The organism is Pseudoalteromonas sp. MBR-15 (assembly GCF_053628915.1).
In genome coordinates, this window is record NZ_JBRJHH010000013.1 from 37,551 (window position 1) to 53,194 (window position 15,644).

Below are 15,644 nucleotides of genomic sequence, written 5' to 3' on the forward strand. Positions count from 1 at the left end.
AATATTCTACGCGCGTAACGACTTTTGGGAATGTAGTTCATGCGCGTGTCATCATTTACTCGGTTATTAGCCGTTTTACTCACTCTTGCCAGTATCTTACTGGCGGCCACCTTGTTTTGGGCAAGCCAAACCTTACTCGGCTTAGAGCAACAAGATAACGCTTACAACAAGCTAAAAAACACCATTATTATTGATTTAAAAAGCCACCTTGATGATTATTTAGAGCAAGGTGATAGCCAACATTTAAATCAAGCCTCTACCCTGATCAGCGATGTTAAAAAACAGCATTTAGCAAGCTTGCCAAAGGAGCTTGCAAGCCAACTAACGGCACAACTCAGCGAATTAGATAAAGACATTAACGGTAAATACCGAGCACTGGGGAAACTTTCAGGTAACGAAATGGCGCTGCTTGATAATTCACTCAGACAAATGGCAGGGTCGGCATCATCGTTAGTGGGTTATGCAACACAAGCTAAGCCACAAACTGCATTAGCGCTTGAGTATTATCAACTTGCAAGTGATTACTACAGCGAAGTAACGACCCTTGCCTTATATACTTACAAACTCATTGTTAGTTTTGATCAAGACACCAAAACCAGCCTTAATCAAAGTGTGGCGAACCTTAACACCCTTGCCAATAAAATAGCGCAACTTGATAATTTGGGGGTCATGAGCGAGGTTGACGAAGACGCCTTATTTTTTGGCGAAGAGGCTGAAGACTTAGCAGGCGACATAAAAGCAGAGCTAAGCAGCTGGCCTAAGCGCTTTCCGCGCGACTTAGCGTCGACCATCGCGCAAGCAGAGCAACGCCAAACAGGCATGCAAGCATTACGTGCGCAAATAAACGCGCTGTCTAGTACGGTACTTGGTGCTGAGCAAAAATTAAAAGAGCAACAAGGGCAACTTAAGCAACAGGTTTTTATTGTGTTTTGCTTTGCTATTGGCATGTTAGTGGTGTTAGCGGCTGGCGTGTACTTTGTACAGCGTAATCAAGTGCTAAACCCACTGCGTCAATTACGTGATGGCTTTGCATTTTTAATTGAAAGCAATGAACTAAAAAATATTCAAAGTAATAACCCCAAGACAGAAGTGGGCGAAATAGCACATTACTTTAACCAGCTAATTGAGCGTCAACGCGGTGAAGCCGAAGAACGAGCGCAAATGCTTAAAGTCATTAATGACTTTATGCTAGAAATGAGCGAACACCTCCACACGATTGGTCAGCAAACTGATGCGAGCCGAACACAGGTCGAGCAAAATCAAGCTTTACTCAATGATATTCAGCATATCGGCGAGCAAGTTAACAGTATAAATAGCCAAGTGGCCGACAATGCCAAGCACACCTTCGATGCCATGGAGCAAAGCTTAGGGTTTGCTGACAACATGCTCATAGCCAGCTCACACACTGAGCAACGTGTAGAGCAAGGTTTAACAAGTTTAAAAGCACTATTAAGTGGCGTAAATGATGTTGGCCACGTGATCGAAGTCATTAAAAATATTGCCGAACAAACTAACTTACTGGCACTTAATGCCGCCATTGAATCGGCGCGGGCAGGAGAGCATGGTCGCGGCTTTGCCGTTGTCGCTGACGAAGTGCGTAAATTAGCAAGACAAACCCAAGGATCACTGGATGATATTAACAGCCAGCTTAGTCGCTTAAGTGAAAACTCAACCATGGTATCAACACAAATTAGTGCGCTTGCGAGTGATGCCGAGTTACAAACGCAAAATGCCCAAGAGTTAAAGCGCAACTCAGAAGGGGTTGCCGAAAATGCACAAGACGCCAATAAAGTCGCGTTTGATGCCATGGAGCTTGCAAAGCAGCAAAATGCTTTACTCGAAAACTTTAGTCAGTCAATGCTCAGCATGAAAGGCCAAGTAAGTGAATCAAATGTTCTTGTGAGCGATATTCAACAGCGCCTACAACAGCAAATGAATACCATTAAACGTAGCTTAGGATTGTAATTAGCCGAAAATGGCTTCGCAGATATCACGCACTTTTGTGTATCGTAAAATGAAGCATGTGCTGCAATGTCTCGTTTAGGTATATACTCTGAACTCATACTAAAATTTCAAGGAATTATGATGATTGAACAAGGCCAAACTTTACCAACAGCAAGCCTAACAGAACTAACGAGCGAAGGAATGCAAACGCATTCAACAGAGTCTTTGTTTGCAGGCAAGAAAGTGGTTTTATTTGCAGTGCCTGGTGCTTTCACACCAACGTGCTCAAATGCACACTTACCTGAATTTGTGGCACTTGCCGATAAAATTATGGCGAAAGGTGTTGATGCTATTTACTGCGTATCGGTAAACGACGCGTTTGTAATGAAGGCATGGGGTGAGGCGCACAACGCTGAACACATTCGTATGTTAGCCGATGGTGATGCCAGTTTTACTAAAGCGCTTGGTTTAGATAAAGATACCGCGAGTTTTGGTGGTATCCGTTCGACGCGTTATGCAATGATCGTAGAAAACCAAACGGTAGCAGGCTTATTTGTTGAACAAGATAAAGAGTTTGCAGTAAGTCGTGCTGAGGCTATTTTAGAAAAGCTATAAGTACAAAAAAGCCGGACGAGAGTCCGGCTAAAAGTCCCAGGGGAAACGGGAGTATTCAACCATTAAGGCTGATATTGTGCATCAAGTGTTACACCTGAAAAGGTGCGATACGCATTTAAGCTTAAGTGCCACGTACCTGCTTGTGGGTTACTGAATGTACATGTTTCAGCATTGCCATTTTTGTACGGGCGACAGTCATAACTTGATGTTGTAGGCTGGCTGCCAAATTTAACAAACAAGTCAGCATCACCAGTGCCACCAGATGTCGTAACAGTGAAGCTTGCCATGCCTGCTGGTACTTCTAGTGTGTAGTGTTTCCACTGACCCGCACTTGCAGAAATATCAGTAACCGTGCCGCCACCTGCTTGAGGTGCACCTGTACCACCAGATGTTGTTAAATCGCCCACTAGGCTCACACCTGAATAAGCAGAGTAGCCGTTAAGCATAACGTGATAAGTGCCTGCAGTTGGGTTATCAATCGAACATACTTCTTCATTACCCCCTTTGTATGGGCGACAATCGTATGTTGATGTTGTTGGTGCGCTACCTGCACGAACGTAAAGGTCGGCATCACCTGTACCACCACTCATAGTGAATGTTACGTTTGTAGCACCAGCTGGAACTTCCATTGTGTAGAAAGTTTGGCTGCTAGCCGCACCACTAAGACCCGTAAGAGCTTGACCATCTTCTAACACGTTACCTGTTGGCGGTGGAGGTGTAGTACCCGACGCCGCCGCAACCGCTGCTGCCGCATCTACAATACCAGTACCACAGCTAGTACATGTTGCTGGGAAAGCACGAGTTGTTGATTTTAAAATGCTTTCTATTTCATCAGGCGTTGCAGAAGGTTTCGCTTGCTTAATAAGCGCAGCGACACCGGCAACGTGTGGAGCAGCCATCGACGTACCTTGTGAATAGTGATAGCTGTCGCTTGAAGGGCTAGTTGAGCCTGAGTTGTGAGTTGATAACACACCTTCTGAATCGTTAGCAAAGCTTTGCGCGCCACCCGGTGCAGCAACATCAATATTACTACCGTAGTTTGAGTAATAAGCACGGCCACCGTTACGGCCAACTGACGCAACGTTTACTACGCCATTACAGTTACCAGGATTATAGTTAGCTGAGTTGTCGTTATCGTTACCTGCTGCAATTACAATCACAGTGCCGTTATTACGAGCTTGGTTGATAGCACTTTGTGTTGTAGAGCTACATGAACCGCTGCCACCTAAACTCATATTGATAACATCAGCAGGGTTTGCATTCGCAGGAACGCCAGATACAGAACCACCTGATGCCCAGATGATACCGTCGGCGATGTCTGATGTTAAACCACCACATTTACCAAGTACACGTACAGGCACAACTTTGGCGTCATACGCAACACCCGCAACACCTTCACCGTTGTTAGTCACAGCAGCGACAGTACCCGCAACGTGCGTACCATGCCAGCTTGAGCTTTGTGCGCCGTGTGTATAACCACACTCATTAGCACTAATTGCGTCACCTGGGTCACGTGCATCGCTATCGCGACCGCCACCGTCATTTGCTACCGATAGGTTAGAGATCATGTCGTAACCCGGTAAAATGTTGGCATTTAAATCAATGTGTGGGCGGTAACCCGTATCAAGTACCGCAACCACAACGCCACTCCCTGTTGCTGTATCCCATGCTGTAGGCAGGTTTAAACCACCAGCTTGCTCATAATAATGCCACTGATCTGAATAACGTGGATCGTTAGGCGTTGCAAATGGCTTTAACATTTGGTCAATTTCGATGTATTCAACGTTACCCGTTGCAACCATTTCTTGCATAAACTCTTGAGCTTCTTCAGCTGATAGCTTTTTATCAGCACGCATAACGTGGTGATTGCTCATTGCCATTGCACGCACATATTGTGCTTTCACTTGGCCTTTTTTACTTGTGAAGTTTTTAACAAAGCCTTGCGCTTTTTTGTTCATTAGCATCGGCGTTTGTTCTGCAGCCGACATAGTCATCATTTCATCATTGTTATTTTTGTATTTAATGATGAATTGTGTACCAAAACCGTCTTGGCCTTGTAGCTTAGCGGCTGTTTCCGCCATAGACGGTGACATCATTTGGTTTGGCGTTGCCATCGCTGCCGTCGTCCCAAACAACGCAGTGAGGCTCAGTGCGATTGCGCACTTTTTTAAGTTATTGTTAGTTGTCATAATGATCCCTAGATTGTTATAAGTTCCTTCGCAATGTTTTTCGCGAAGGGGGACAAAGGTAAAATAAATGTAAATTAAGTTAAAATATCGTTTTGTTATGTTTGTCTCTATTTTAGTTATAAACAAGTGTATAGATGGCTAAATCTGACTTTTAACTGGGTTTTAAGGCGGTTTTCTCATTCTAAAGTTTTAATTTTTCTATTTAGAGTTTTTGCTTTATTTCGTTTTTTAGGTTTATCTTTTTTGTAAAAACACCTTTCTGTTAACACCGCGTATAAAATAACTTGTTATAATCAGCTAAATTTTTTAATGAGTATGAGTAATGACCCAAGTAGATGTAATTGTGATTGGCGCCGGTGCCGCAGGTTTAATGTGTGCAGCACAAGCAGGTTACCGAGGCCGAGCGGTTACAGTGCTTGATATGGGTAAAAAGCCGGGCCGTAAAATTTTAATCAGCGGTGGTGGACGGTGTAACTTCACCAATGAAAATGCCAGCCCAGATAATTACTTATGTACAAACCCTCATTTCGTAAAGTCGTGTTTAAGTCGCTATACCCAACACGACTTTATTGAGTTGGTAGACCGCCATGGTTTGGCGTATCACCATAAAACACTGGGTCAATTATTTTGTGACAACAGCGCTCAAGATATCGTTGATATTTTATTGACCGAATGTGAGTGGGCGGGTGTGAACATTGCCCTGCGCAACGAAGTGCTTAGCGTCACAAAAACTGATGCAGGGTATGAGGTAATAACCGAGCAAGATACTTATCAATGTGAATCGCTGGTGGTTGCATCGGGTGGCTTAACAATGCCAAAACTGGGTGCATCGCCCATTGGCTACAAAATTGCTGAGCAATTTGGCTTAACGGTTTTACCCACAATGGCAGCGCTTGTGCCATTCACTTTGCACCAGCACGATAAAGACCGTTTTGATGGACTATCGGGGATCAGTATTCCGTGTGTGGTAACAAGTGAAGACGGTACACAATTTAAAGAAAACATACTCTTTACTCACCGAGGTTTGTCGGGACCTGCTATTTTACAAATTAGCTCGTTTTGGCGCGCAGGGCAGAGTGTGTATATTAATTTATTACCAGCGCTCGATTTAAAACAGCAGCTTGAAGAGTGGCGTCAAAGCCAAGGCCAAAAGTCGCTAAAAAATACCCTCGCGACGATATTGCCAAAGCGTTTTGTAGAGATGCTGCACGACACCAAAGCAATTCCTGATTGTAATGTTAATCAGCTAACCCACACGCAAATAGATGCGCTGCACGACTACATCCACAATTGGCAAATAAAACCTAACGGCACCGAAGGGTATCGTACAGCAGAGGTCACGCTAGGCGGTGTAGACACCGATGAGTTAAGCTCAAAAACCTTCGAAGCCAAAAAGTCACCCGGCCTTTACTTTATCGGCGAAGTTACCGACGTTACCGGCTGGTTAGGCGGCTACAACTTCCAATACGCTTGGAGCTGTGGCTTTGCAGCAGGGCAGTATTGTTGATAATAGACTCTAGTCGCTCGGCTTTGCGCCAATTCCGCTTTTGCTTATTAGTTGGGCTTAGTATGTGCGAAGTGCTTTAAACGGGCAGTTGTATAAAATGATCGACGGTGAATAACTTGTTCATTACCGTTATGTGAACTCGCTTACACCGCTACTTCAACACAGTTTCGGCCATTGTTTTTTGCTTTATAAAGCGCTTTGTCGGCAATTGATAGGGTTTCTTTTATTGTGGTTGAGGCATGGGCAACGCTGTGAACGCCTAGGCTTACGGTAAACTTTACGGCTTGAGCATCATTGCTTTTGATGCGGGTGTTTGCTGCTTTTTCGCGGATGCGCTCGGCCACGGCTTTGGCGTCGTGTAGGCTGCAATGCAGTAAAAGTACAAATTCTTCACCGCCGTAGCGGCAGGCTATATCGTCTTTTCGTTGTTGTGTAGTGAGTATGTTTGCAAACTCAATAATGACTTTATCGCCAATATCATGGCCATAAGTGTCGTTAATGGCTTTAAAATGGTCGAGATCGGCGATGATCAGCGTTAACTCTTGATGATTGCTTGCCATTGCTGCAATGAGCTCTTCACTTTTTCTATCAAAGTAGCGTCGATTATACAGGCCTGTCATTGGGTCGGTATCGACAAGGCGCGTTAATTCTTTTTGCTGTGCTTTGATTTTTTCGAGCGTTTTTATACGGTAAGACAATATAAACGCCATCATTAATGCTTCGAGTAAAATACCTATGCCGACGCCATGACTGTTTATCACGTTCGCGTCGGTGATACCTTTGTAATAAAGCACGGCCAGCATATTGAATATAACGAACAGTGAATGGCCAAGTAAAAAATATTTGGCGAGTGGATCCCCTTTTCGCCACAGTGAAATAGAGACACCAAAGGTGACGGTCATCATCATTGCGGCAAGGGTGCTGGCTGGTTTTAGTGCGCCAACGACATCGAATAAACTGTAGATAAAGTCGCCAACTAGTAATACGAGAATGAGCGACAGGGCTATATGCTCTTTTGGGTAATGCTTTTTAGTTTCGAAAATTAGCATCACAAAAATTACTAAAAAGCTGGGCATACTGAGCAAACTAGAATTAAGTTGCAGTACTTCAGCACTAAAAATGCCAAAAAAGTTAGCAGCTACGCCATACGAAAGCGCCACCCATACCGTGCCCGATATTAAATACAAGGCGTAAACAATATTTTCTATTTTACGTGCCGATAAGTACAAGAAAAAGTTATAGATCATCAGCGCTAGCATCATGCCAACCAGTAATGCAATGTAGTTGCCGTTGCCAACTAGGGCGCGTTTTGAATGCTCTTCATTATAAATATTTAGAGCAAACCATTGATGCGAAAAAGTAACGCTTTTTACATAAATGGTTTTTTGCTGCTGTGGGGCAATATAGAACGAAAACACAGCACTGCCGCCGAACATATTGGCTTTTGGACCCGATGTATCTAGTTGAATTTCAGATTGATTAATGAGTTGCCCATTGTGGGTTTCGTAAAATCCTACCTCTTCTAGATGGTAAGCATCGGGGTTGTGAATAAATAAACGTAAGGTATCGCTGTCGTTGTTTTTGACGGTTATTTTTGACCACGTTGTTTTGGCATTGGTGCCCAGAGTGAGCTCATTTTTACTGGCTGTGAATGTTTGATTTTGTATTTGCGATAGTGTCATTTTTCCTGTTTTATCAATAAAATAACTCATATCGAAACGTGTTAAGTTAACCTGTTCATTGTTGAGTGATATAACGGAGTCAACGGATGTGGTAGGGCTATTTTGTGCAAAGGCAAAGAAGGAGTGGCTGATAAAAAATAGCAATAATAAACGTGCGATCATCCTTGGTGCCTATGGCTAAATTGTTTATTAATAAAGTGTTATTTTTAACGTAATCAGCTGCATTGTCGAGCGAATTTTATCCAAAATAAAAAAAGCCGCTGTAAAAGCGGCCTAATCGGTTGCGAAAAATGAATACCAACGCGCAATAATACTGAATTAAGCGAGTTGGTATTGGTATTAACGTAGGTCGAATCTGTCTAGCGTCATTACTTTAGTCCATGCTGCAACGAAGTCGTCAACAAACTTTTGTTTAGCATCGTCAGATGCATACACTTCAGCAATAGAGCGTAGCTCTGAGTTAGACCCAAAGATTAAGTCTACTGGTGTTGCTGTCCACTTAAGCTTGCCTGACTGACGGTCACGGCCTTCGTAAACACCTTCTTCAGATGACTTAGACCACTTCGTTGACATATCGAGCAGGTTAACGAAGAAATCGTTGCTTAATGTGCCAGGTTTTTTCGTGAATACACCGTGTTGTGTTTGGTTAGTATTAGCGTTAAGGGCACGCATACCACCTAGTAGTGCTGTCATTTCTGGCACCGATAAGCTTAGTAAATCAGCACGCTCAACTAACATTTCAGCAGGTGATTTCCATGCTGAGCTGTAGTAGTTACGGAACGCGTCTGCCGTTGGCTCAAGTACTTCAAACGATTCAACGTCAGTCATTTCGAGTGATGCGTCCATACGACCTGGCTTGAATGGTACTGCAATAGAAAAACCTGCATCACTTGCTGCTTTTTCGATAGCAGCCGCGCCACCCAGAACAATCATATCTGCCAGTGAAATTTCTTTTCCACCTGCTGCATTTTTATTGAACTTAGTTTGGATTTTCTCAAGCTTGCTCAGTACATTTGCCACTTCTTTCGGGTTGTTTACTGGCCAATCTTTTTGTGGAGCAAAACGAATACGTGCCCCATTTGCACCACCACGCATGTCAGTATCGCGGTAGCTTGCTGCTGATGCCCACGCCACACGTACCAGTTCAGATACAGATAAACCCGAATCTAAAATGCTTGCTTTAAGTGACGCGATGTCTTTGCTATCAACTAGCTTGTGGTCAACTTCAGGAATGTAATCTTGCCAAATTAGCACTTCTTCTGGCACTAAGTCACCTAAGTAACGAGCGCGTGGGCCCATGTCACGGTGGTTTAGCTTGAACCATGCTTTAGCAAACGCTAGTTCGAACTCTTTCGGGTCGTTTAAGAAACGCTCTGAAATTTTACGAAACGCGGGATCTGCCTTTAACGCGATATCAGTTGTGAACATGATAGGCGCATGACGCTTACCTTTAATGTGCGCATCTGGCACTAGGTTAGACGCTTGACCATTTTCTGGGATCCATTGTGTTGCGCCTGCTGGGCTTTTTGTTTTAACCCACTCAAATGCAAATAAGTTTTGTAAGTAGTTGATTGACCATTGCGTTGGCGTCACGGTCCATGCACCTTCAAGACCTGAAGTAACAGTATCTTCTGAGTGACCTTTACCGCACTTGTTTTTCCAACCTAAACCTTGCTCTTCGATAGCGGCTGCGGCGGGTTCTTTGTCTAAACAAGTCGCTTTTTTCGCACCGTGTGCTTTACCAAAACTGTGACCACCTGCGATAAGTGCAACGATTTCTTCATCGTTCATTGCCATACGACCAAACGATAAGCGAATATCATCAGCCGCAAGAAGTGGGTCTGGGTTGCCATGTGGACCTTCTGGATTCACATAGATTAAACCCATTTCAACCGCTGCTAATGGACCTTTTAGTTTGCCTTTTTTGTCGCGGCGCTCGTCAGTTAACATTTTGCCTTCAGGGCCCCAGTAAACGTAATCTGGCTCCCAATCGTCTTCACGACCACCGGCATAGCCGAATGTTTTGAAACCCATTGATTCAAGTGCCACATTACCTGTTAGCGCCATTAAATCAGCCCATGAGATGCTGCGACCATATTTTTGTTTAATAGGCCAAAGTAAGCGACGCGCTTTGTCTAAGTTGGCGTTATCTGGCCAGCTGTTTAGTGGGTCGAAACGTTGTTGACCACCGCCAGCGCCACCACGACCATCGAATGTACGGTAAGTACCTGATGCGTGCCACGCCATACGAATGAAGAATGGACCATAGTGACCGTAGTCGGCAGGCCACCAGTCTTGAGAGTCAGTAAGCACTTTTTCAATATCGGCTTTCACTGCATTAAGGTCTAACTTTAAAAATTCTTTTTTGTAGTCAAAGTAAGGACCCATTGGGTTTGATTCAGCGCCGTGTGCGCGCAGTTGACTTAAGTCGAGTTGCTCTGGCCACCAAAATTGGTTTGATTTGATGTCGTTAGTGGCGTGTACATTTGTTGCGATGAGTAATGAAACAGCAACAGCGACTTTTGAAAATGCTGAGGTTGATTTTTTTAACATTGTGTTGTCTCCAGTTGGAAGTTGCGTGAAATATAGAGCTGTTCTGGTTAACTTTCCACTTACAAACTGGGGTTTAAATCGATTGATAAAATCGAAAAAATAGATGGAATGATTGATTTTATAGAACAAAGCCAGCAACAATGCTGGCTCTGGAAGGGGGAAGATAAGCTGATATTCAGCTTATTGTCTATTCTTTAATAAAGGGTACGCCGTTTTTGATCCACTCAGCGGCGGGTTTACCTTTTAGATAATGGTCAAAGTATTCCATCATGCGAATTGAAAAATCCACCTGGTTAGGGAATTTCTTCAAGTGATGTGGCTCGCCTTCATACTGTAAGAACGTAGCATCTTTACCTGCACGACGCAGTGCCAAATAGTACTGTACGCCTTCGTGCCAGGGTACGGCGTCATCTTTGTCACCAAACATAATTAAAATAGGTGTGTTTACTTTATCTGCAAAGAATACCGGTGAGTTCTCGATGTAAAGTTCAGGTGCTTCAAATAATGTTTTACCAATGCGGCTTTGCCCCGTTTCGTATTGGAACTGACGCGCAAGACCTGATTTTAAGCGAATACCGCTGTAAGCACTGGTCATGTTCGATACAGGTGCACCCGATACAACCGCCTTAAACATATCTGTTTGGGTGATCATAAAGGCGCTTTGGTAGCCTGCCCATGAGTGACCTTGTAAACCTATTTTATTAGGATCGGCAATGCCTAAATCAATCAGTTTTTGAGTCGCGTTAATCATGGTTTGGGTCGATGATTTACCTGGGTGACCAATTTCAAAGCGGATATCCGGTAAGAAAATGGCGTAACCATTCGAAGTAAACATAGGGAAGTTAGGGCGATGATTTAACTCCATTTTCGGGAAGTCATACATGCGCTGGCTCATATAGCGATAGAAGTACACAACGACGGGCACTTTGTCGCCTTTTTTGTAGCCTGCCGGCTTGATTAGAACACCTTGTAAGTCTTCACCATCAAAGCCTTTATAGCTAATAAGTTCAGGTTTTTCGCCCCAAGCAAAGTTGCTAATTTGTGGGTTTAGGTTCGTCACACGCTGTGGGTTTTTGAAGCTAAAATCTGCTTGGTAGTAATCAGGGAATTGTTGGTACGTTTGCGCAGTAAAGAGGTATTTGTCGGCATTTTTAGCTTTTTTCACCACATCATAGCGCTTTTTACCCGACAGTACTTTGCTTACTTTATTGCTTGTTAAGTCAAGCTTGGCAATTTCGGTTTGCTTATCTTGTAAGTTAGTTGCGCTTAGTAATAATGTGTCGTCTTTAGCAAAGCCAACGTGGTCTTTATCAAGTTTAATAACACGATATTGGGTATTTGTTTCTTTACCTTGTGTTAAGCGCGTTGCCTTTTGTGTTGCGACATCAAAAGCCCAAATATCAAATTTGCTGTAAACCAGTACTTGGCTGCTGTCGTTTAACCAGCCTGCAAAACCATAACCCGGTTGAGGTGATGGGTAGTCATGCTTATCATCGGCAAAAATAGCGTTAATTGCCTTAGATAACGTCGAAACTTTGTTGTTACCTAGGTCTTTTAGCTGAACGTGGCTGTCTTTAAAAAATGCCGCGTATTGACCATTTGGCGCAAGGCTGGGTCTAAAGGGGTAGTCACTGACGATAGGTGTTTGTTTACCTGTTTTAACGTCAACACTGAAGTAATCAGCAAAGAAACCACCATACATAACACGCTCTAAATACGGCAGGTCTGAGTAGCCTAAAAGCGCGTCACGATTAGTGTTAAGTGATACCTCGGGCATATTGGGTGTACTTAATTGTACAACCTGTTTACCGTTTACGTGGTAAACCGCTTGGTAGTGACGAAGTTTGTTAGCCTCATTCCACTGTTGTTCTTCACGAGGTTTAATTTCAACGTCTTTATTGTGCCAAACATTTAAGCCTTTATGGTCGCGAATTGTATCGAAATCATATAAAGAGGCTTCGTCTGTATACTCTTTGGCTTTTACTTTATCAGCCAGTTTTGGGTGATTCTCGAAATATAGACGCTTACCGTCTTCAGACCATGTGAGTGAGGCTGTTTTACCGATAGTCCAGCTGCTATCTGCAGAGTTAATGGTTGATAGAGCCCCGTTTTCTAAAAGCTGTAAGCTGTGGTCGCGACGTCTTGTATCATCGTTTACATAATTACCCACTAAAAGCGCTGCGGTATTGCTGTTAGGTTGCCATGCAATTTTGTTTGCAACCACACCTGGCTCATCAATTAATACACTGGTATTAAAACTATTTGTTAAGTCGACTAATACAATTTGGTTGTCGGCACCATCACTAAAGCTTTGGCTTGCTAATAATTGCTCGCCAGTGCTGCTAATCGCATAGCTAAATACATTATTTATAGTGTGAGTGGTTTTGTCTTGAAGGTTAACAAGCACTAAATCAAAGCGTTTATCTTTTTTGTCTGGCTTGATTTCGCTGCTGTTTTCGTCTTTTTCTTGGTCGTCTTTGGCCTCAGTTTTATCTGCTTTTTGATCAAGACGGTAAGCAAGCCATACGCCATCATCTGATAACGCATAATCTTTTACATCGTTAAACGTTTGTTGCTCACCGTCTTTAGTATTCACTAAAACTAGGTTGTTTTTTAGCTCATCTTTTTTCTTGGTGGTTTCTTTTTCAAGTAGGGTTGGTACTTGTGTAAACGCGACCCAGTTTGCTGCTTTATTAATAGTAGGGCGCGTACCGCGTTCAACGGTGCTTAGTAAGGCATTGTTATTAAGCGTGTATACTTGGCCTTGTGCATTGCCGCGATAAGGGTCTGCACTCAAGGTTAAGATACGACCATCTTCAGACAGTTGTGTGCCTTTTGCGTATTTAAAATCAAACACGTCTTTAAATTGCAGGGCTTCCTTAGCACTGACTTGTGTGCTGCCTAGGCTAGTCACCAAGGCTAAGCTCAAAAGTGATAATTGCGCTTTCATTTACCTTTCTCATTGTTTTTAAGTTTATGCCCCAGTGTAGCGTTTTTAATAAACAATTCGAGTAGATACGATAAGTTGCCAGTTTCCTAAGGTGGGTTAAAGTTATTACTTACGAGAAATGAGCTACGAGGACTCGCTTCTGGGGGACACTGAAAAGGTGGGGGATTAAGCGCGATATGACATCGCGCTTATAAAGCTTGTTTTACAACCAGATTTTTTGTAATTCTGGCCATTGCTTTTCAAATTGTGAGCTTGGCTTTGCTTTAAAGTCGCTACGCACGAATTGATTCATCTTACCTTCGACATAGGCAAGTAAGAAGTTGGCTAACGTGGTTTCGTCTGATTGAAATGCTTTGCCTTCACGTAGTTTTCGCTCACGCAATACTTGCTTAAATTGTGTTTCAAGCTTTTCGAATAAGCCTTGCACTCGTTCGCGTAAACGCTCTTGCTCACCTTGCAGGGCATCGCCGGTTAATATGCGAGTAATTCCTGGGTTTTTCTCAGCAAAGGCTAATAATAACAGCAAGATATTATAAACACGGGTTTGGCTTTCTTTCTCATTTTCTAATATGAGGTTAATGCGTGATAACAGCGTATCTTCAATAAATTCTATTAGGCCTTCAAACATCCGTGCTTTACTCGGAAAATGACGATATAACGCAGCTTCAGACACGCCCACTTCAGCCGCTAATTTTGCGGTGGTGATACGTTGACCTGGGCTGGTTTCTAACATTTGTGCGAGTGCTTGCAGAATCTGCTCTTTGCGATTACTTCTTTTTGTCGCAGGCATGACCATTCCTTTCTTATAATTTATTACTTGTGCTCAGTAGAGTCAGACAAGCCATTTTTTGTGCAAATGAGGCGCTTATGTTAATGTTTTATTCAGCTTCTTTCCAGCATTTTTACAAACGCTTGGCAAGCTCAGTCATTATGCTCATCGCGAGATCCTTTTTACTACCCATGGCTAAATCTAGCTGCTCATTATGCCAGAACAGTGTTAAAGCATTATGATCAGAATTAAAGCCAAGACCTTCTTTTGACACATCATTCGCGCAGATCATGTCGAGGTTTTTGTTTTTTAATTTACCTTGGGCGTAGCTAGCCACATCTTGCGTTTCTGCTGCAAAGCCAACAGTGTAAGGGCGGTTTTTACTAAGCCCAGCTACGTTTGCGATCACATCAGGGTTTTTGACTAAAGTGAGCGTGAGTTCGTCACCTTGTTTTTTCATTTTTTGATCTTGAATTGCGGCTGCGCGGTAATCGGCGACAGCAGCACACCCAATAAAAGCATCAGACTGCACCGCAAGTTCCATCGACGCAGTTAAAAGTTGCTCAGCGCTTTCAATATTGGTGAGCTTTGCATTCGCGGGTGCTGTAATTGCGACGGGCCCTGAAATAAGGTTGACCTTAGCACCTAAAGCAAGCGCTGCTTCTGCAAGGGCATAACCCATTTTGCCTGAACTATGATTCGAAATATAACGCACAGGATCGAGGGCTTCACGCGTGGGGCCAGCGGTAATTGTGATTGTTTTACCTGCCAATAATGGCTCAATGTCTGGTTGCGTACACAGCGCCACTAGTTCATGAGGTTCTAACATTCTTCCGGCACCTACATCACCACAGGCTTGCTCACCTTTACCGGGTCCCCAAATTGCGATGCCGCGATCTTTGAGAGTTCTAAGGTTTGCTTGAGTCGCTGGGTGAGCATACATTTGTTGGTTCATTGCAGGAGCAACCGCTACTTTAGCAGGTGTGGCTAACAATAACGTAGTCAGTAAATCATCGGCAATGCCCATCGCCATTTTCGCTAAGATATTGCTGGTTGCGGGGGCGACTAAAATCAGGTCAGCCCATTTGGCAAATTCAATGTGTCCCATTGCTGCTTCGGCTGCAGGGTCAAGTAATGAATCAGAGACAATTTCTCCACTCACAGCTTGCATTGTCAGTGGTGTTATAAAATGTTTGGCTGAGTCGGTCATGACCACTTTAACGTCGCAGCCGGCGTCTTTTAAACGACGAACAAGTTCTGCACATTTATAGGCTGCAATGCCACCACTCATACCTAACAGGATTTTTTTATTAACTGATTTTGTCATTACGTGAAATTTTACCTTTGTCGATATGGGCTAACGATAGCAAATCTTTGCCGATTGCATGAAGTTTTCTTTTTTAAAGACAGGAAAAAACTGGATTTTATATTACAG

9 protein-coding genes are annotated in these 15,644 nt (G+C 43.4%); 3 read left to right on the forward strand and 6 right to left on the reverse strand.

Annotated elements, in window-relative coordinates; all coding sequences use genetic code 11:
* Nucleotides 1-39: 39 nt before the first annotated feature.
* Nucleotides 40-1,965: a methyl-accepting chemotaxis protein gene (locus ACSSVW_RS16210; RefSeq protein WP_454179698.1), complete on the forward strand. Its 1,926-nt coding sequence runs from the start codon at nt 40-42 to the stop codon at nt 1,963-1,965.
* Nucleotides 1,966-2,085: 120 nt separating this feature from the next.
* Nucleotides 2,086-2,559, forward strand: coding sequence for a peroxiredoxin (locus tag ACSSVW_RS16215; RefSeq protein ID WP_036973141.1), 474 nt, complete (start codon nt 2,086-2,088; stop codon nt 2,557-2,559).
* A 62-nt stretch (nt 2,560-2,621) separates the two neighbouring features.
* Here the strand turns inward: ACSSVW_RS16215 and ACSSVW_RS16220 are convergent, their stop codons facing one another.
* Entirely contained in the window at nt 2,622-4,748 is a 2,127-nt protein-coding gene (locus tag ACSSVW_RS16220; protein ID WP_065978316.1) for a S8 family peptidase, read from the reverse strand.
* 322 nt (nt 4,749-5,070) lie between these two features.
* Here ACSSVW_RS16220 and ACSSVW_RS16225 point away from each other — a divergent pair, with 322 nt between their 5' ends.
* Nucleotides 5,071-6,255, forward strand: coding sequence for a BaiN/RdsA family NAD(P)/FAD-dependent oxidoreductase (locus ACSSVW_RS16225; RefSeq protein ID WP_118844653.1), 1,185 nt, complete (start codon nt 5,071-5,073; stop codon nt 6,253-6,255).
* Between the two features lie 143 nt (nt 6,256-6,398).
* Here ACSSVW_RS16225 and ACSSVW_RS16230 read toward each other — a convergent pair whose 3' ends face one another.
* The 5 genes from ACSSVW_RS16230 to coaBC all read right to left on the reverse strand — a co-directional run bounded on the left by ACSSVW_RS16230 (nt 6,399) and on the right by coaBC (nt 15,536).
* The gene (locus tag ACSSVW_RS16230) at nt 6,399-8,099 is read right to left on the reverse strand and encodes a sensor domain-containing diguanylate cyclase (protein WP_454179699.1); all 1,701 of its coding nucleotides are present in this window, start codon (nt 8,097-8,099) and stop codon (nt 6,399-6,401) included.
* A 177-nt stretch (nt 8,100-8,276) separates the two neighbouring features.
* On the reverse strand, nt 8,277-10,490 hold the full coding sequence (katG, locus tag ACSSVW_RS16235) for a catalase/peroxidase HPI (protein ID WP_036973125.1): 2,214 nt from the start codon (nt 10,488-10,490) through the stop codon (nt 8,277-8,279).
* A gap of 187 nt (nt 10,491-10,677) precedes the next feature.
* Nucleotides 10,678-13,440 (reverse strand): alpha/beta hydrolase family protein, encoded by a 2,763-nt coding sequence (locus ACSSVW_RS16240; protein ID WP_454179700.1) that lies wholly within the window; start codon nt 13,438-13,440, stop codon nt 10,678-10,680.
* 202 nt (nt 13,441-13,642) lie between these two features.
* The gene (slmA, locus tag ACSSVW_RS16245; protein ID WP_036973120.1) at nt 13,643-14,230 is read right to left on the reverse strand and encodes a nucleoid occlusion factor SlmA; all 588 of its coding nucleotides are present in this window, start codon (nt 14,228-14,230) and stop codon (nt 13,643-13,645) included.
* Between the two features lie 112 nt (nt 14,231-14,342).
* A complete protein-coding gene (coaBC, locus tag ACSSVW_RS16250; protein ID WP_454179702.1) occupies nt 14,343-15,536 on the reverse strand; it encodes a bifunctional phosphopantothenoylcysteine decarboxylase/phosphopantothenate--cysteine ligase CoaBC in 1,194 nt (397 codons plus the stop codon).
* Between the last annotated feature and the right edge of the window lie 108 nt (nt 15,537-15,644).

Bases quoted from the DNA above. Each gene is read 5' to 3' on its own strand.
- katG (WP_036973125.1), bottom strand. From the start codon at position 10,490: ATGTTAAAAAAATCAACCTCAGCATTTTCAAAAGTCGCTGTTGCTGTT.
- ACSSVW_RS16230 (WP_454179699.1), bottom strand. From the start codon at position 8,099: ATGATCGCACGTTTATTATTGCTATTTTTTATCAGCCACTCCTTCTTT.
- ACSSVW_RS16225 (WP_118844653.1), top strand. From the start codon at position 5,071: ATGACCCAAGTAGATGTAATTGTGATTGGCGCCGGTGCCGCAGGTTTA.
- ACSSVW_RS16240 (WP_454179700.1), bottom strand. From the start codon at position 13,440: ATGAAAGCGCAATTATCACTTTTGAGCTTAGCCTTGGTGACTAGCCTA.
- ACSSVW_RS16215 (WP_036973141.1), top strand. From the start codon at position 2,086: ATGATTGAACAAGGCCAAACTTTACCAACAGCAAGCCTAACAGAACTA.
- slmA (WP_036973120.1), bottom strand. From the start codon at position 14,230: ATGCCTGCGACAAAAAGAAGTAATCGCAAAGAGCAGATTCTGCAAGCA.
- ACSSVW_RS16220 (WP_065978316.1), bottom strand. From the start codon at position 4,748: ATGACAACTAACAATAACTTAAAAAAGTGCGCAATCGCACTGAGCCTC.
- coaBC (WP_454179702.1), bottom strand. From the start codon at position 15,536: ATGACAAAATCAGTTAATAAAAAAATCCTGTTAGGTATGAGTGGTGGC.
- ACSSVW_RS16210 (WP_454179698.1), top strand. From the start codon at position 40: ATGCGCGTGTCATCATTTACTCGGTTATTAGCCGTTTTACTCACTCTT.